Genomic DNA, 17,301 nt, shown 5'->3' with positions numbered 1-17,301 from the left:
CGGCGCCGGGGCCCAGCTGGGCCTGACCATCGCTTTGGTGCACGTGCTGTTCAACCTGTTTGCCGTGGTGCTCAGCTACGGGGTGCCCTTCCTGCGGGAGCTGCCCATCCGGGCCGCCGAGACCCTGGCCCGGATGGGCAGCTCCCGCAGGAAGGGCACCCCGTAGATGAGCACCACGGCAAACAGGTTGAACAGCACGTGCACCAAAGCGATGGTCAGGGCCAGCTGGGCTCCGGCGCCGCTGATGGCGGTGGCGGCCAGCAGGGCCGTGATGGTGGTGCCGATGTTGGCCCCCAGGGTGAAGGGGTAGAGCTGGCGGGTGTTGAACACGCCGCCGCCGGCCAGGGGGATCATCAGGCTGGTGGTGGTGGAGGAGGACTGCACCATGACGGTGACCAGGGTGCCGGAGGCGATGCCGGTCAGCGGACCGCGGCCCAGGGCCTTGTGCAGCAGCTCCTTGGCGCGGCCTACCATGACCCGTTGCAGCACCTTGCCGAGGGCGGTGACGCAGAACAGGATCAGCAGGATGCCGATGACGATGGTGGCGATGGATGCCCCCTTGCCCGGCAGGAAGGCGACGGCACCGTCGATGAGATCCAGGGACGGGGAGATGAGGGGCTTCATAAAGTCCATCCCCTTCATGGACAGGTCGGCAGAGCCCAGCAGCAGGCCGGCGATCCCTTCCGCGCTCTTTTGCAGCAGACTGAACATCAGCTCCAGCGGCAGGAAGATGAAGACCGCCAGCAGGTTGAAGAAGTCGTGCACCGTGGCGGCGGCGAAGGCGCGGCGAAACTCGCCTCTGTCCCGGATGTGGCCGAGGGAAACGATGGTGTTGGTGATGGTGGTGCCGAGGTTGGCCCCCATCACCATGGGGATGGCCATGCCCATGGGCAGGCCGCCGGCCACCAGGCCGACGATCACCGAGGTGACCGTGCTGGAGGACTGCACCAGGGCCGTGGCCAGGATGCCGAGCAGCAGGGCCACGAAGGGGTTGTTGGCAAACGCGAAGATCTGGGCCGCGCCCTCGGCGCCACCGGAGAAGCCCTTGAAGCCGTGGGAGACGGCGCCGACGGCGACCAGGATCAGGTAGACGAGGGTGATCACCGCCAGCCAGTTGAACAATGGGCTGGTCGCGCGGGACTCGTGCGGTGTGGAAGAAGCGGTGCTGTGCATGTGGCCTCTTGGGACGTGCTGCGTTGAATGGGACGGGCGCATTAGAGCAGTGCTCCATGACAGAAATATGACAAAGTGACACTTTTATGATGGTTTGATGACATCTCTCAGGGCGGTGCCTGCGGCCGGGTGCTGACAGAAAGTGTCGGAGCCAGCCGGATTAGGGCGCCATCCGGCCCACAACCTGACGGGCGCCTTGCACCGTGCGCCCAGGGTTATATGCTGCCCCTTTCCTTCAACGAGAGTGGTGCTGTTATGAAAGCATGGGTGTTGTGTCTTTCCCTGGGTCTGCTGTCTGCTGGTGCGCAGGCTGGCGTGTTCAAGTCCGAATGCAACCTCGACAAGGCGGTCAGGAACGAGGCGATGAACGCCACCCTGGGGGTCAAGGGCAACTGCGATGCCGACAAGCTGGTGCGCCAGCAGAAGGAGAAGGCGGCCACCGAGGTGAAGAAGAGCACCTCGGCGGTGGTGGACAAGCAGACGGCCGGGCTGAAAGAGGCGAAGAAGAGTGCCACGGACACGCTGGACAAGAAGACCTCCGGCCTCAAGGAGACCAACGAGGAACTGAAGGCGACCCGGCAGAAGGTCAACCAGACCGAGAAGAACGTGAAGGCCGTGGCCAAGGATCCGGTCAAGGCCGCCGCCACCGTGGTCATCAATCAGGGCTGATTGTCCGCGCGGCGGATGTCTGGATGCAAGAAGGGGAGCCATGGGCTCCCCTTCTGTTTGGCCGATCGCCGCGACTTACTGGCCGTCGGCCGCCTCCTCGTACTGACGGAAGGGGATGCGCAGCACCGCGATCCGCAGGAAGAGGTAGGCCACCCCGATCCCCGCCCAGATGAGGCCCAGCTCCAGGGAGCTCTGCTCCAGATTGATCCAGAGCGCCCCTATGGTGGCGGCGCCGAGCAGAGGCAGCACCAGGAACAGCAGGTTGTCCTTCAGGCTCTTGTTGCGCTGCTCGCGCACCCAGAACTGGCCGATCACCGACAGGTTGACGAAGGTGAAGGCCACCAGGGCGCCGAAGTTCACCAGGGCCAGCGCCATGTCCAGATCGAAGGAGACCGCGGAGAGCGCCAGGGCCCCCACCAGCAGCACGTTGATGGCCGGGGTGCGCCAGGTGGGGTGGATGTAGCCGAACACCCGCTCCGGGATCATGCGATCGCGCCCCATCACGTAGAGGATGCGCGACACCCCGGCGTGGGCCGCCATGCCGGAGGCGAGTACCGCCACCGTGGTGCAGACCAGCACGATGCTCTGGAACAGGGTGCCACCCACGTAGAGCGCGATCTCAGGCAGCACGGCATCCGGCTCCTTGAAGCGGGCCAGATCCGGGAAGAACAGCTGCAGGCTGTAGGAGACGGTGACGAAGATGATGCCGCCGATCAGCGCCGTCAGCACGATGGCGCGCGGGATCACCTTGCCGGCGTTCGGGGTCTCCTCCGACAGCGAACTCAGGCCGTCGAAGCCGAGGAAGGAGAAGCACAAGATGGTGGCGCCGGTGAACAGCGGCAGCATGCTGGCGGACTCCACGTGGAACGGACGGCTGCTCACCAGGGTGCCGGCCCCCTCGCCATGGCTCAGGCCCCAGGCGATGAGGCCGAGGAAGGTGACGATGATGGCGATCTGGATGAAGACGATGACGCCGTTGAAGTTCGCCACCAGCTTGATGCCGCGCAGGTTCAGGAAGGTCATCACGGTCACCAGGCCGAAGATGAAGATCCAGGGCTCCACGTTCGGGAACATGGCGGTCAGGTAGATCTTGGCCAGCAGGATGTTGATCATCGGCATGAACATGTAGTCCAGCAGGGAGGACCAGCCCACCATGAAGCCCACATAGGGGTTGAACACCTTCTGGGCATAGGTATAGGCGGAGCCCGCCGAGGGGAACTTGCGTACCAGGTGGCCGTAGCTGAAGGCGGTGAGCAGGATGCCGCCGAGCGCCAGCAGGTAGGCGGTGGCCACGCGGCCATCGGTGATGTCGCCGACGATGGCGAAGGTATCGAACACCGCCATGGGGGTGAGGTAAGCCAGACCCATCACCACCACCTGGAACAGGGTGAGCGTCTTGAGCAGCTTGGCGCCGGCCATCACGCTTTCTCCTCTGCGAACGCCCGGGAGGCGAAGGGGGACGGGATCAGGGACGCGGCAGCGCACTCCTGGACACAGGGGGCGCCTGTCTGTGACACAGATGCGTGGCGCACGCCGGCGGGGACCGGCAGGAAAGCAGTGAAATGCCCCATGTTTTTCCTCACAACGTCGGGAGATTGCCCGGCAATCTCGGTATCAATTCCGGCACAAGGTCCGGCCTCTTGGTGGATGGTGGTGTGCCCCAAAAAAGCAAAGAACCGATGTCGTAACAACATCGGCTCTCAAGGGGCGCCGTATTGTGCCCTCGGGGGGGAAAGGAGACAAGGGAAAAAGGCCGCAAACGGGGATTTTGTTGACCGGAGTCAACCCCGTCATCGGGTGTGTGCAGCGGTCGTGACCGAAGGGGTGGAGCGGGGTGACAGTGGCCCGGATTATCCGGAAAGGAGCCCGCACCGGGCGGGCTCGTTGGGGGGAAGGGCGCTATCAGGAGAGATCGGTCTCCGGCCGGCCGAGGGGAACCCGGAACACCGTCAGGCGCAGCAGCAGGTAGAGGGCGCCGAGGGCGGCCCAGATCAGCCCCAGCTCGAAGGAGGAGGGTTCGAGGTTGAGCCAGAGCACCCCGATGCAGGCGGCGCCGCACAGCGGTAGGGCCAGGAACACCAGGTGATCCCGCAGCGTCTTGTTGTGGCCGAGCTTGATGTAGAAGTGGGCGATCACCGCCAGGTTGACGAAGGTGAAGGCCACCAGGGCGCCGAAGTTGATCAGGGCCAGCGCCATCTCCAGGTCGAACGACACGGCGGAGAGCGCCAGAGCCCCCACCAGCAGCACGTTCAGGGCCGGGGTCTGCCACCTGGGGTGGATGTAGGAGAAGAAGCGGCTCGGCAGGGCGCGATCCCGCCCCATCACATAGAGCAGGCGCGACACCCCGGCGTGGGAGGCGAGCCCGGAGGCGAGCACCGCCACGGTCGTGCAGACCAGCACCACCGCCTGGAACAGCTTGCCGCCGACGTAGAGCGCGATCTCCGGCAGCACCGCATCCGGCTGCTGGAAGCGGGAGATGTCCGGGAAGAACAGCTGCAGGAAGTAGGAGACCGAGATGAATAGCACGCCGCCGATGAGCGCGGTCAGCACGATGGCGCGGGGGATCACCCGATCCGCGTTCGGGGTCTCCTCGCACAATGTGCTGATGGCATCGAAGCCCAGGAACGACAGGCAGAGGATGGAGGCACCGGTGAACAGGGGCACCAGGGCCATCTGATCCGAGAAGAAGGGACGGCTGCTCGCCACTGTGCCGAGCCCCTCGCCATGGGCAACGCCCCAGGCGATGAGGCCGATGAAGACGGCGATGATGCTGAACTGCATGATGACGATCAGGCTGTTGAAGTTCGCCACCAGCTTGATGCCGCGCAGGTTCAGGAAGGTCATGACGGCGGTCAGGGCCAGGATGTAGGTCCAGGGCTCCAGGTTCGGGAACAGGGCCTCCATGTAGATCTTGGCCAGCAGCATGTTGATCATTGGCATGAACATGTAGTCGAGCAGGGAGACCCAGCCCACCATGAAGCCCACATAGGGGTGAAACACCTTCTGGGCATAGGTGTAGGCGGAGCCTGCCGAGGGGAACTTGCGCACCAGGTGGCCGTAGCTCATGGCGGTGAACAGCATGCCGACCAGGGCGAACAGATAGGCGGTGGGCACATGGCCTTCGGTGATCTCGGTGACGATGCCGAAGGTGTCGAACACGGCCATGGGGGTCAGATAGGCCAGACCCATGATGACCACGTGCCAGAGTTTCAGGCTCTTTTTCAGGCCGACGGGGTGGGCATTCATCATGCGTTCTCCCCTGTCCGGACCGAGGGGATCAGGCTGACGGCGGCGTCATCCTGTGCAGTGGGGGCGCCGGTCTGTTGCACAGACGAGTGGCGCAAACCGGCGCAGGCCGGCAGGAAAGCGGTGAAATGCCCCATGGTGTTCCTCATCGAAGAAGCGGTGTCGTGAGATGGCTGTCCATCTCGCTATCATTTCCGGTCGGTTCCGGCCTCGTTATGGATTTGTTTGCCGCAAAAAAAGAACCGGGCTGCGATGAGCGAACGGTCCTTTGAAGCGGAGGCGCATTGTGCATTCGTGCTGCCCCCTTGACAAGCATATCAAGGAGGCAAAAACGCATTTTTTTGCACTCAGGCGCGGCGCTCTCTCCCTGGCTAATCCAGGGCGGTGAGCAGGGCCTGCTCGAGCAGGTCCAGCCCCTCGTCGACGATGGCCGCCGGGGCGGTCAGGGGGGCCAGGAAGCGGATCACGTTGCCGCGCACGCCGCAGGCCAGCAGCACCAGACCGCGCTTGCCCGCCTCGGCCACCAGTCGCCTGGTGAGGTCGGGATCCGGCCGGCTGGCGTCGCCTCCCTTGACCAGCTCCATGGCCACCATGGCGCCGGGACCGCGGATGTCGCCGATGCAGTCGAACCGTGTCGCCAGCTTGTGCAGGCGCGCCTTGATCTGCTCGCCCTGGGCCAGGGCCTGCTGGTTCAGACGCTCCTCCTCGATGACCTCCAGTACCGCCAGGGCGGCGGCGCAGGCGATGGGGGAGCCGGCATAGGTGCCGCCGAGACCGCCCGGCTTGGCGGCGTTCATGATGTCGCTCTTGCCCACCACGGCGGAGAGGGGGAAGCCGCCGGCCAGGCTCTTGGCGAGCGTCATGATGTCCGGCTCTATGCCGGCATATTCGGTGGCGAAGGTCTTGCCGGTGCGACAGAAGCCGCTCTGGATCTCGTCGCAGATGAGCAGGATGCCGTGCTGATCGCATACGCTGCGCAGCTTCTGCAGGAAGCTCGGGGAGGCGACGTAGAAGCCCCCCTCGCCCTGCACCGGCTCTATGATGATGGCGGCCACCCGGCCCGGCTCGATGTCGGCGCTGAAGCAGAGCTCCAGGGCGGCCAGGGCGTCCGCCTCGCTCACCCCCAGGTAGTCGGCGGGGAAGGGCAGGTGATAGACCTCGCCCGGGAAGGGGCCGAAGCCGGTCTTGTAGGGCACCACCTTGCCGGTGAGCGCCATCCCCATCATGGTGCGGCCGTGGAAGCCCCCCTTGAAGGCGATGGTGCCGCTGCGACCGGTGTGGGCGCGGGCGATCTTGATGGCGTTCTCCACCGCCTCGGCACCGGTGGAGAGGAAGAGGGTGCGCTTGGGGGTCGGCCCCGGCACCAGGGCATTCAATTTTTCCGCCAGCTCGATGTAGCCGGGGTAGGGGGTGACCTGGAAGCAGGTGTGGCTGAACTTCTCCAGCTGGGCGCGCACCGCCGCCACCACCTTGGGGTGGTTGTGGCCGGTGTTGAGCACGGCGATGCCGGAGGCGAAGTCGATGTAGCGGTTGCCCTCCACGTCCCACAGCTCGGCGTTGTGCGCCCGGTCGATGAAGACCGGCAGCAGGGTGCCGACCCCCTGTACCACGGCCGCTTCGCGGCGGGCCTGCCAGCCCTGGTTGTTGCTTGAATGACTCATCTTTCCTCCCTGAGGGGCATGGGCCCCTGTCTCAATGTGGCGAGGCCCCCTTGGGAGCACTCACTTCGTCCTTGTTGACCGATATGGCTGCGCCGGCGGATGGTGGGCCTGATACAGGGGCCCGGCCGCCGGCGCAAGGTGTGGCTGCCTAGCGGATGCCGCCGAAGCAGAGGTATTTGGTCTCGAGGTACTCCTCCAGCCCCTCGGCCGCCCCTTCCCGGCCCAGCCCCGACTCCTTGATGCCGCCGAAGGGGGCCAGCTCGGTCGAGATGATCCCCTCGTTGATGCCCACCATGCCGTATTCCAGCCGCTCGGCCACCCGCCAGACGCGGGCGATGTCGCGGCCATAGAAGTAGGCGGCCAGGCCATAAGGGGTGTCGTTGGCGAGCGCGATGGCCTCATCCTCGGTCTCGAAGCGCACCAGGGGGGCGACGGGCCCGAAGATCTCCTCGTCCAGGATGGGGTTGCCCTTGCCGACCCCGGTCAGGATGGTGGGGCGGTAGAAGAGCGGGCCGGCGGGGTGGGCTTCGCCGCCCACCAGCACCCGGGCACCGGCGGCTTGGGCCTCCCTGACCAGGCTCGCCACCTTGTCGGCGGCGGCCGGGTTGATGAGGGGCCCGATCTGGACGCCCTCGCCCATGCCGTCGCCCACCTTGAAGTCCCGCACCGCGGCCGCCAGCTTGTCGGCGAAGGCGTCATAGACCCCGGCCTGCACCAGGATGCGGTTGGCGCAGACGCAGGTCTGGCCCGCGTTGCGGTACTTGGAGGCCAGGGCCCCGGCCACGGCGGCGTCGAGATCCGCGTCGTCAAACACGATGAAGGGGGCGTTGCCGCCAAGCTCCAGGGAGAGCCGCTTCATGGTGTCGGCGCACTGGCGCATCAAGAGCTTGCCGATGCGGGTGGAGCCGGTGAAGGAGAGCTTGCGCACCGTCTTGTTGCTGCACAGCTCGTCGCCCACCGCGCTCGCCTGATGGCTGGTGACGATGTTGATGACCCCGGCGGGGATGCCCGCCTGCTCCGCCAGGGCCGCCAGGGCCAGGGCGCAGAGTGGGGTCTCGGCGGCGGGCTTGATGACGATGGTGCAGCCGGCGGCCAGGGCCGGTCCCGCCTTGCGGGTGATCATGGCGATGGGGAAGTTCCAGGGGGTAATGGCGGCGACCACGCCCACCGGCTGTTTGATGGTGGCCAGGCGCCGATCGCCGGAGAAGCCGGGGATGGTGCGGCCATAGGCGCGCTTGCCCTCTTCCGCGAACCACTGGATGAAGCTGGCGCCGTAGGCCACCTCCCCTTTGGCCTCCGCCAGCGGCTTGCCCTGCTCGCAGGTCATGATGCGGGCCAGCTCCTCCTGGTTGGCCATGATGAGCTCGAACCAGGCCTGGAGCCGGCTGCTGCGCTCCTTGGCGGTGAGGGCCGCCCAGGCGGGCTGGGCCGCGTGGGCCGCTTCGATGGCGAGCCGGGTGTCCTCCCCGTCCATGTCGGGCACCTGGGTGATGGGCTGGCCGGTCGCCGGGTTCAGGACCTCGAACCGGCGCCCGTCCCTGGCCTCGCACCAGCGACCGTCTATATAGGCAAGGGACTTGATCAGGGAGAGAGCGGGTTGTGATGCTGACATAGATAGGAAGCCTCGATTGTGGGTCTGGGTGGCTCACGCATGCCGGGGTGCCACCGTATAGAATAATAAGCACGTAACGACCATAAAGTGAGCCGAAATGTTTTTCAAGTGTTAAATATATTTGAGTGTATGGTGCGTGGCATGCTAGAAATGGGGCTAATGGCGCGACTGTGGCGTTTTTTATCGCCCCGAGTGTGCAAAATAATGAACGGCTAGGGTTGTGCAGGATAGTGAACAGGCCAAGGGCGCTGACGCACTATATTAACCAGTCGTCACCAGGTATTCGAATGACCATGGAAGGAGACAGGCGATGCAGCACCCCCGGGGAGAGGTCCAGTGGCGGACCATGACGGATAACCCCTTGGCCGACAAAGAGATGGACAAGAGCATGGGCGAGCGCCTCGCCCAGATCCGCCGGCGGCTCGGGTTCTCCCAGCGCCGGGCGGCCGAGCTGAGCGGCCTGACCCACGGCGCCATCTGCATGATAGAGCAGAACAAGGTGAGCCCCTCGGTGGCCTCGCTGCAGAAGCTGCTCAGCGTCTACGAGCTGCCGTTGTCGCGCTTCTTCGCCGAGGAGGAGCAGCAGACGCCGAGCGTGGTGATCAAGGCGGAGCAGCTCATCGAGCTGGGCAGCCAGGGGGTCTCCATGAAGCTGGTGCACAACGGCAACAACCGGCGTCAGCTCGGCTTCATGCTGGAGACCTATGCCCCCGGCACGGACACCGGGGGGGTGGTGAAGCATCAGGGGGAAGAGGTGGGCACCGTGCTGGAAGGATCCGTGCTGCTGACCCTGGCGGGCCAGACCTATGAACTGTGCGCCGGGGACAGCTACGTCATCGACACCGGCGAGCCCCACAGCTTCAGCAATCCGTCGGGGGAGACCTGCCGCATCGTCAGCGCCCACACCCCGGCCAGTTTTTAATGTGAACAACGACTCGTGTTGGAAAAGAACCGGTAAGGAAACAGGGATCATGACCGAACATGTAAACAGTTACTACGCAGCCAGTGCCAACAAGCACGCCCCCTATCCCACGCTCACCGAGCAGCTGGAGTGCGACGTCTGCATCATAGGCGCGGGCTACACCGGCCTCTCCAGCGCCCTGCACCTGGTGGAGAAGGGCTACAAGGTGGTGGTGCTGGAGGCGGCCCGGGTGGGCTTTGGCGCCAGCGGTCGCAACGGCGGCCAGATCGTCAACTCCTACAGCCGCGACATCGACACCATAGAAGCGAATTGCCCGCCGGAACAGGCCAGGCTGCTCGGCTCCATGCTGTTTGAGGGAGGCCAGATCATCCGCGAACGGATCAAGCGCTACAACATCCAGTGCGATCTGCGTGAGGGGGGGGTCTTCGCCGCCGAGACCGAGAAGCAGCTGCACGAGCTCAAGGCGCAGCAGACTCGCTGGGAGAAGTGGGGCAACGACAAGCTGGAGCTGCTCGATGCCGACGGGGTACGCGAGGTGGTGGCGAGCGATCGCTACGTCGGCGCGCTGCTGGACAAGAGCGGCGGCCATATCCACCCCCTCAACCTGGCTCTGGGGGAGGCGGAGGCCATCCGCATGCAGGGGGGGCAGATCTTCGAGCAGTCCACCGTCACCAGCATCACCCCGGGTCAGCCCGCCCTGGTCAAGACCGCCAAGGGGGCGGTGAAGGCGCGCTATGTCGTGGTGGCGGGCAACGCCTACCTCGGCAACCTGGTGCCCGAACTCGCCGGCAAGAGCATGCCCTGCGGCACCCAGGTGATCGCCACCGAGGTGCTGGGGGAGGCGCGGGCCCGCTCGCTGTTGCCGCAAAACTACTGCATCGAGGATTGCAACTACCTGCTCGACTACTACCGCACCAGCGCCGATCACCGGCTCATCTATGGCGGCGGCGTGGTCTACGGCGCGCGGGATCCGGCGGACATCGAGCGGCTGATCATCCCCAAGATGCTGAAGACCTTCCCCCAGCTGGCCGGCGTCAAGGTGGAGTACACCTGGACCGGCAACTTCCTGCTGACCCTGTCGCGTCTGCCGCAGTTCGGCCGCATCGGTCCCAACATCTACTACATGCAGGGCTACAGCGGCCACGGCGTGACCTGTACCCATCTGGCGGGCAAGCTGCTCTCCGAGGTGCTGAGCGGTCAGGCGGAGCGCTTCGATGCGTTCGCGAAGCTCCCTCATTACCCCTTCCCGGGGGGGCGTCTGTTCCGTATCCCCTTCACCGCCGCCGGCGCCGCCTGGTACACCCTGCGCGATCGGCTGGGGGTGTGATCCCGCCTGCCCGGACTCGGATACCTACAAGGCCACCCCAGGGGGTGGCCTTGCGTTTTCTGGGGCGGTTGGCGGCGTGAGCCCCGGCCTCGCCGTGCGGGCGTCAGGCCGGAGCCGGGTCGGCGGGGAGGCGTGTCGCCAGATGGCACAAGCGCCGCGCCGCCTCTTCCTCGCTCAGCACCACCCGATGGACCCCGCGCAGCCGCAGATGATGCACCTCTTCGCCCTGATGGGCGCAGGCGGCTATCTGCAGCAGACCCCCCTGTTCCCGCGCGATGGCGGCGATTTCGCCGGCCAGCAGGCTGTCTTCCAGAGTGATCAGCAGCCAGCTGGCATTGGGCAGGGCCGCCGCGAGCAGATCCTGCTGGACAGGATGGCCGGCCAGACAGGTGATCCCCCGGGCTCGCCAGGGCGCCAGCAGCCGCTCATCCGAGTCGATCACCATCATCTCTCGCCCCTGCTCGTGCAACTGACGGATCAGCGGGGTGCCGATGCCGTCGGCGCCGACCACCACCACGTGGCCTTGCAGCGGGCAGAGCGGGGCGGCGTCTTCGGTCTGCGGCTCGGGGTGGCGACTCAGCCAACGTTCCACCCGATTGAATACCAGGGGGTTGAACACGATGGAGAAGCAGGCGCCGATCAGCACCAGATCACGAGCCACCGCCGGCACCAGGCCGAGCATGACCCCCAGCCCCATCAGGATGAAGGAGAACTCCCCCACCTGGGCCAGGCTGGCGGAGATGGTCAGCGCCGTACGCCGGCTGTGGCCAAACAGCCGGACGATGGCGAAGGCCGCCACCGACTTGCCGATCACGATGACGAACAGGGTGGCCAGCACCGCCAGGGGCTCGCGCAGCAGGATGACGGGATCGAACAGCATGCCCACCGAGACGAAGAAGAGCACGGCGAAGGCGTCCTGCAGGGGCAGGGTGTCGTTGGCGGCCTTGTGGCTCAGGTGAGAGCTGTTCATCACCACCCCGGCGAAGAAGGCCCCGAGGGCGAAGGAGACCCCGAACAGCTTGACGGCACCGAAGGCGATGCCCAGCGAACAGGAGAGCACGGCCAGGGTGAAGAGCTCGCGGGAGCCGGTGGCGGCGGTGCGGGCCAGCAGCCAGGGGATGAGGCGGCGTCCGCCGATGATCATCAGGGCGATGAAGGCCGCCACCTTGGCTAGGGTCAGGCCAATGTCGGCGAGCACCTGGGCCAGGGTCAGGCTCTCACCCCCCTGCTGCAGGTTCGCGAGTATGGGGAGCAGCACCAGGGCCAGCACCATCACCAGATCCTCGACGATGAGCCAGCCGATGGCGATGCGCCCCTCCTTGGTGTCGATCTGGCCTCGGCTCTCCAGGGCGCGCAGCAGCACCACAGTGCTGGCGGTGGAGAGGGCCAGACCAAACACCAGGCCGGCGGTCAGGCTCCAGCCTAGCAACTGGGAGAGGCCGAGCCCGAGCAGGGTTGCCAGGGTGATCTGGACTATGGCCCCCGGGATGGCGATGTGCTTGACCGACAGCAGATCCTTGAGGGAGAAGTGCAGGCCGACGCCGAACATCAGCAGGATGACGCCGATCTCCGCGAGCTCGGGGGCGAGCTGCAGATCGGCCACATAGCCTGGGGTGAAGGGACCGCACACCACGCCGGCCGCCAGATAGCCCACCATGGGAGAGACTCGCAGGCGGCTTGCCAGCATGCCAAACAGATAGGCCAGCACCAGGCCGCCAACCAGGGTCGTGATAAGGGGGAGTGAGTGGTCCATGTCGTCACCTCGCTAATGGCAGTCAGGGGCTACCAGATCACCCGAAGGGGAAGAGGGCAGCTGTCAATGAGCAGGGGGCGAAAGAGACAGAAGTTGGCCGCATCAAGACATTTTCTTGAGGACAACAGATGCCGTTTCCATTGAAAAATAATGCATTTTTATGGCTTGGACAACATTATTCCAAGATTGAGAGGGATTTTGACGGGAAATGTCTGTAACGCATTGTTTTAAAGTGAAAGGCTGACTCTTGAATGCAATTTTTGGCAGGAAAAATCAATCCGCGATTGTTTTCTTCGCTGCGGTTCACCCTGCCGCCGACGGCACGGAGGAGGCGGCCCTCCTCCGTCGTCAGCGAGAAACGGGCGCAAAGGGCGGGTTAGTCGCCCCTGGCGATCCCCTCCCGCCTGGGGTCGGCGGCGCCCAGCCAGCCACCGGCATTGCGCTGCACCCCCTGCAGCCCGGAGGTCTGCTCGCCCAGCAGGATCTCGTGTCCCCTGGCTTTCAACCCCTGAACCACGGCATCTGGCGTGCGCCCCTGCTCCAGCTCGGTGGGGCCGTTGCGGCTGCCGAAGTTCGGCAGCGCGATGGCCTGCTGCAGATTGAGCCCCCAGTCCTGGGTCCCCAGCAGCGCCTTGCCCACGTAGTTGATGATGGCCGAGCCCCCGGGGGAGCCCAGGCTCATCTCGAGCTCGCCGCTCTGCTTGTCAAACACCAGCAGGGGGGACATGGAGGAGCGCGGACGCTTGCCGGGCTCGACCCGGTTCGCCACCGGCAGGCCGGCCGCATCCACCGAGGTGAAGGAGAAATCCGTGAGCTGGTTGTTGAGCAGGTAGCCGTTGACCATCAGCCGCGAGCCGAAGCCATCCTCGATGGAGCTGGTCATGGAGACCGCCATCCCCGCCTGGTCGACGATGGAGACATGGCTGGTGGACGGGCGCTCTGGAGTGGCATCCCGGCCACGGGCGAGCGAACGGGGCGGCTTGCCGGGCTGGGCCACCCCCATGGAGCGGTTGCCGATGAGGCGGCCCCGCTCGGCCAGATAGCCCTTGTCCAGCAGGCCGGCCACCGGCACCTCGACGAAGTCGGCGTCGGCCACGTACTGGTTGCGGTCGGCAAAGGCGAGCCGCGCCGCCTCGCTGTAGAGGTGGATGGCATCGCTCGAGGCGGCCAGCCGGCCGTCCGGCCCGGGCACGGGTTTGAGCGCTGCCATGTCCCGGCTCTCCAGCATGCCGAAGATCTGGCCGAGGGCCAGGGTGCCGGAGGAGGGGGTGGGGAAGCCGCACACCTCGCTCTGGCGATAGTCGAAGCAGAGGCCGTCCCGCAGTTTGGCGCTGTAGCTGGCGAGATCCGCCGCCGCCAGCACGCCTGGATTGGTGGGGTGGCTGCGCACCTTGGCCACCATGGCGTCGGCGAGTTGCCCCCGATAGAAGGCATCTGCCCCCTCTTGGGCCAGGGTTCTCAGCACCCTGGCCAGGGCCGGGTTGGTGAGCCGGGTCCCCGCCGCCTTGGGGGAGCCGTCCGGCTGATAGAAGTAGGCGCGGGCCTCGGGATCTCTGGCGAGATAGGGATCCTTGGCGATCAGGGTGGCGAGGCGCGGGCTGATGATGAAGCCCTGCTCCGCCAGGGCGATGGCGGGCTCGAACAGCGTGGCCCAGGGCAGCTTGCCATAGCGCCCGTGGGCCAGGGCCAGGGCGCGCACCGTGCCGGGGGCGCCCACCGAGCGGCCGCCCACCACGCCGTCGTAGAAGGCCATGGGTTTGCCATCCTGCATGAACAGCTGATCCGTGGCGGCGGCGGGGGCCGTCTCCCGGCCATCCACGGCAACCACCCCTTTGCCGTCCCACACCAGCAACAGGGAGCCGCCACCGATGCCGGACGACTGCGGCTCCACCAGGGTCAGCACCAGCTGGACCGCGATGGCCGCGTCCACGGCGCTGCCTCCCGCCTTGACGATCTGGTAGCCCGCGTCCACCGCCAGCGGGTTGGCCGCCGCCACCATGAAGTGGCGACCCTGCCAGCCCGGCTTGTCGGTCCAGCCGCTCGCCGCCTCGGGGGCGATCAGGGTCTGGGGTGGGGGGACATAGTGAAAGGCGCTCTGGGGGGCGCAGCCGGCGAGCAGGCCGAAGGCGACCAGCAGGCCGAGGGGTTTGAGGGACATGACGGGCTCCTTGTCGGTTTCTTGTTCATCAGTCGAAATGTGTCACACTTGGAACCTGATGAAAAGATTGTTGTTAATACTCATATGGTTACAAAACTATCAGGAAGAACGCCACAAGGCACAAGGCGAATCTGGGAAGGGGCTGCACCCTGCACCTGACGGCTAGTTGGCTCGCTGCCGGTTCAAGCCATACAGCGGCGCTGGAGTGGCTTCATCCAGAAGCCAGCCCACGACAACGCCAGAGCCAACCGTGACGAGCATCAGCACATAGATCAGCCACTGGAAAGCGTCCCCATAGGCGCGGATCAGAGCCTGGGCACTGTCGTTGGAGACCTGGCTTGCGGCGGCGACATTGCCCATCGCAAGCTGCCGGGCCGTCTCAATGGTTGCCGCTGCGCTGCCTTGCGGCAAGTGCATCTGGATGAACAGCGTCACCAGCGCACCTACGATGGCGATGGCCACGCCTTCGCCCGCCACCCGCGTCGTGCTGAAAATCCCCGTCGCCATGCCAGCGCGCTCCTTCGGCACGACACTGACCGCCAAACCATCCATCAAGCCCCACGGCAGCCCCGTGCCGATGCCGATGACGAGGAGCGGCCCCAGCAGCGATGCGTGAGGATCCGATGGGGCTATCTTGCCGAGCCAGAACAGCCCGGCAGCAGCGACAAATAGCCCCAGTGCCGAGATTTTTCCGGCCGAGGCCCAGCGTGTCAGGCTGGCCGCCAGACTGGGCACGATCAACATCGGAATCGACAAGGCGATCATGCTCATCCCGGCGCTGACCTCGCTCTTGCCCTCAATGCCGATCAGCCGCAACGGGAGCAACACCAGCAAGACCACATAGCAATAGCATGTGGCCACCGGCAGCATCTGCACGCCCAGGAAGCGCGGATACCGAAACAGCGACAGATCCAGCATCGGGCGGGCCGCACGTCTCTCCACGCCAAGAAAAATCCCCAATGACAGGGCGGCGCCCAGCAGCAGCCCCCACGCCAGCCAACTGCCCCAGCCGCTGGCCGGCAATTGCAGAACCCCCCAGGTGAACAAACCGAGTGCGCCGGTGAAACTGACCGCGCCAGCCCAATCAAAAACCGCCGCATCGGGGTCGCGCGATTCGAGCATCCTGGGCACTCCCAGCAGCAAGGCGAGTGCACCCACGCAGGCACTTGAGAAGAACACAGAACGCCAGCCCCGCCAGGAGCGGGCCGAAAGCCAGTCCCACACCAAAGCTGGTGCCCAGCAGGCTGAACGCTCGCGTGCGCGCCATGCCGTCAAACGCCTGGGCAAGCGCCGCCGACCCGCCTGCCAATGCCGCCGCTGCGGCGATTCCCTGAGCCGCGCGCAGCACATCGAGCCAGAGGATGTTCGGTGCCCAGGCGATGACGATGGAGATGATCACGAAAGCCAGCACACCGCTGGCAAACACCCGTTTGCGGCCGAAGGTATCGGCCAATGCACCGGCCGTCATCAGGAGGCTGCCGAAGCTCAACATGAACGCATTGGTGATCCAGTTCAGTGCCAGCGGACTGCCCCCGAGATCGCGACCGATCATGGGGGTGGCGACAGTCCCGCCAGTGAAACTGAGAGGAAGGATCAGGGCCGCCAGGCAGATGGCGGCAAGCAGCGACGCCTGATGGTGGCGAATGACGGTATTGGTGACTTTCATCGGTATCTCTCGGCGCGGTCCGCTGGTTGCAGGGGCCGCATAGGTCATGGGGGATGCATGACATGCTAAAAGATCACCAGTCATTGAAAAATATGGCATTATTCCTTTCTTAAATGACAAAAACTCACTAATTGAACGATGGCGATGGATAGTTTGAGCGGATTGATGGCGTTCGTCCGCGCAGCGGAAGCAAACAGTTTTGTCGCGGCCAGCAAGCGCCTGGGAGTGTCCGCCTCTGCGATCAGCAAGAGCGTGGCACGCCTGGAGGCCGAGCTTGGGGTGCGCTTGTTCAACCGCAGTACTCGGCGCCTGAGCCTGACGGAAGAAGGCGCGCTTTTCTTCGATCGCAGCCAGCGCATCGTCGAAGAAATCGAAGAGGCGGAATCCGAGTTGTCCCGGCTGGCGGGCAGTCCCAGCGGCAAGCTGAAAATCGGCGTGCCGGCCATTGGCTATCGGATGTTGATGCCCGTTCTGCCCGAATTCACTGCCCGGTATCCCGACATCAGACTCGATTTCGACTTCAACGACAGGTTGATCGACGTCATCGCCGAGGGAGTGGATGCCGTCATCCGCAGCGGTGATACCGGCAGTTCCCAGCTCAAGGCTCGTCCCTTGGGCACGTTCCGCTTTGTGGTGGTGGGCGCCCCGCGCTACTTCGCCGAACGCGGCACACCGCAAGCTCCGGCTGACCTCGTGGGCCATGACTGCCTGCGGTACAGGTTCCCGACGACGGGCCAGTTGCAGGGGTGGGGGCTTGGCACCGAACGGACGGATGTCCCGTGTCTGTCTGTTCCGACCACGCACACGTTCAACAGCGTGGAAGGGCTGATCTACGCCTCGGTGGCTGGGCTGGGAATCGCCTACCTGCCCGATTTCGCCGTCCGTGAGGGCATAGGATCGGGAGCGCTGGTATCCATCCTCGATGACTATGTGGTCGAAGGCGGACAGTTCTCCATCCTCTGGCCTGGCAATCGCTACATGGCGCCCAAACTGAGGGTGTTTGTGGATTTCCTGGTCGACAAGAAGGTGTTGGGCGGGTAAGGGGCGCGGTATTCCGGCAACACGCCCGAGGTAGCGTCCTGAGTGCATCGAGGGAACAGCGAAGGTGCCGGCC

General features: G+C 65.3%; 11 protein-coding genes and 1 pseudogene. 4 read left to right on the top strand and 8 right to left on the bottom strand.

From position 1 onward, the window contains the following. Positions 1-75: 75 nt before the first annotated feature. The gene (locus BN1132_RS03565) at positions 76-1,173 is read right to left on the bottom strand and encodes a Na/Pi symporter (protein WP_042075093.1); all 1,098 of its coding nucleotides are present in this window, start codon (positions 1,171-1,173) and stop codon (positions 76-78) included. A 255-nt stretch (positions 1,174-1,428) separates the two neighbouring features. On the opposite strand from BN1132_RS03565, the gene BN1132_RS03560 reads away from it, so the two are divergent. Next, positions 1,429-1,842: a hypothetical protein gene (locus tag BN1132_RS03560; RefSeq protein ID WP_042075090.1), complete on the top strand. Its 414-nt coding sequence runs from the start codon at positions 1,429-1,431 to the stop codon at positions 1,840-1,842. 75 nt (positions 1,843-1,917) lie between these two features. Here BN1132_RS03560 and BN1132_RS03555 read toward each other — a convergent pair whose 3' ends face one another. From BN1132_RS03555 to BN1132_RS03530, 4 genes are all read right to left on the bottom strand, one after another. Next, positions 1,918-3,261 (bottom strand): APC family permease, encoded by a 1,344-nt coding sequence (locus BN1132_RS03555; protein WP_042075087.1) that lies wholly within the window; start codon positions 3,259-3,261, stop codon positions 1,918-1,920. A gap of 483 nt (positions 3,262-3,744) precedes the next feature. Beyond that, positions 3,745-5,088 (bottom strand): APC family permease, encoded by a 1,344-nt coding sequence (locus BN1132_RS03545; protein ID WP_042075083.1) that lies wholly within the window; start codon positions 5,086-5,088, stop codon positions 3,745-3,747. 371 nt (positions 5,089-5,459) lie between these two features. Beyond that, the gene (gene gabT, locus BN1132_RS03535) at positions 5,460-6,749 is read right to left on the bottom strand and encodes a 4-aminobutyrate--2-oxoglutarate transaminase (protein ID WP_042075081.1); all 1,290 of its coding nucleotides are present in this window, start codon (positions 6,747-6,749) and stop codon (positions 5,460-5,462) included. A 148-nt stretch (positions 6,750-6,897) separates the two neighbouring features. Beyond that, on the bottom strand, positions 6,898-8,361 hold the full coding sequence (locus BN1132_RS03530) for an NAD-dependent succinate-semialdehyde dehydrogenase (protein WP_042075079.1): 1,464 nt from the start codon (positions 8,359-8,361) through the stop codon (positions 6,898-6,900). Positions 8,362-8,671: 310 nt separating this feature from the next. On the opposite strand from BN1132_RS03530, the gene puuR reads away from it, so the two are divergent. Both puuR and BN1132_RS03520 read left to right on the top strand, forming a co-directional pair. Beyond that, entirely contained in the window at positions 8,672-9,283 is a 612-nt protein-coding gene (gene puuR, locus BN1132_RS03525; RefSeq protein WP_042075077.1) for an HTH-type transcriptional regulator PuuR, read from the top strand. Between the two features lie 49 nt (positions 9,284-9,332). Then, positions 9,333-10,610 carry an NAD(P)/FAD-dependent oxidoreductase gene (locus tag BN1132_RS03520; protein ID WP_042075074.1) on the top strand — a complete coding sequence of 426 codons (1,278 nt, stop codon included), beginning with the start codon at positions 9,333-9,335 and terminating at the stop codon, positions 10,608-10,610. A gap of 103 nt (positions 10,611-10,713) precedes the next feature. Here the strand turns inward: BN1132_RS03520 and ybaL are convergent, their stop codons facing one another. The 3 genes and pseudogenes from ybaL to BN1132_RS03505 all read right to left on the bottom strand — a co-directional run bounded on the left by ybaL (position 10,714) and on the right by BN1132_RS03505 (position 16,073). Continuing rightward, positions 10,714-12,363 (bottom strand): YbaL family putative K(+) efflux transporter, encoded by a 1,650-nt coding sequence (gene ybaL, locus BN1132_RS03515; protein ID WP_042075073.1) that lies wholly within the window; start codon positions 12,361-12,363, stop codon positions 10,714-10,716. A 376-nt stretch (positions 12,364-12,739) separates the two neighbouring features. Next, positions 12,740-14,521 (bottom strand): gamma-glutamyltransferase, encoded by a 1,782-nt coding sequence (gene ggt / locus BN1132_RS03510; RefSeq protein ID WP_042075071.1) that lies wholly within the window; start codon positions 14,519-14,521, stop codon positions 12,740-12,742. A gap of 162 nt (positions 14,522-14,683) precedes the next feature. Beyond that, positions 14,684-16,073: pseudogene (locus BN1132_RS03505) on the bottom strand (MFS transporter). A gap of 258 nt (positions 16,074-16,331) precedes the next feature. Between BN1132_RS03505 and BN1132_RS03500 the strand changes: the two are divergent. Beyond that, entirely contained in the window at positions 16,332-17,228 is an 897-nt protein-coding gene (locus BN1132_RS03500) for a LysR family transcriptional regulator (protein ID WP_042075069.1), read from the top strand. The last annotated feature ends 73 nt before the right edge of the window (positions 17,229-17,301 follow it).

The sequence above is a fragment of the Aeromonas sanarellii genome, assembly GCF_000820085.1.
GTDB lineage: Bacteria > Pseudomonadota > Gammaproteobacteria > Enterobacterales > Aeromonadaceae > Aeromonas > Aeromonas sanarellii.
Note: the sequence above shows the minus strand (reverse complement) of the source record. Positions and strands in the feature narration are given on the sequence as shown.

Coding starts and splice junctions, on each gene's coding strand:
- BN1132_RS03565 (WP_042075093.1), bottom strand. CDS start 1,173: ATGCACAGCACCGCTTCTTCCACACCGCACGAGTCCCGCGCGACCAGC.
- BN1132_RS03560 (WP_042075090.1), top strand. CDS start 1,429: ATGAAAGCATGGGTGTTGTGTCTTTCCCTGGGTCTGCTGTCTGCTGGT.
- BN1132_RS03555 (WP_042075087.1), bottom strand. CDS start 3,261: ATGGCCGGCGCCAAGCTGCTCAAGACGCTCACCCTGTTCCAGGTGGTG.
- BN1132_RS03545 (WP_042075083.1), bottom strand. CDS start 5,088: ATGAATGCCCACCCCGTCGGCCTGAAAAAGAGCCTGAAACTCTGGCAC.
- gabT (WP_042075081.1), bottom strand. CDS start 6,749: ATGAGTCATTCAAGCAACAACCAGGGCTGGCAGGCCCGCCGCGAAGCG.
- BN1132_RS03530 (WP_042075079.1), bottom strand. CDS start 8,361: ATGTCAGCATCACAACCCGCTCTCTCCCTGATCAAGTCCCTTGCCTAT.
- puuR (WP_042075077.1), top strand. CDS start 8,672: ATGCAGCACCCCCGGGGAGAGGTCCAGTGGCGGACCATGACGGATAAC.
- BN1132_RS03520 (WP_042075074.1), top strand. CDS start 9,333: ATGACCGAACATGTAAACAGTTACTACGCAGCCAGTGCCAACAAGCAC.
- ybaL (WP_042075073.1), bottom strand. CDS start 12,363: ATGGACCACTCACTCCCCCTTATCACGACCCTGGTTGGCGGCCTGGTG.
- ggt (WP_042075071.1), bottom strand. CDS start 14,521: ATGTCCCTCAAACCCCTCGGCCTGCTGGTCGCCTTCGGCCTGCTCGCC.
- BN1132_RS03500 (WP_042075069.1), top strand. CDS start 16,332: ATGGATAGTTTGAGCGGATTGATGGCGTTCGTCCGCGCAGCGGAAGCA.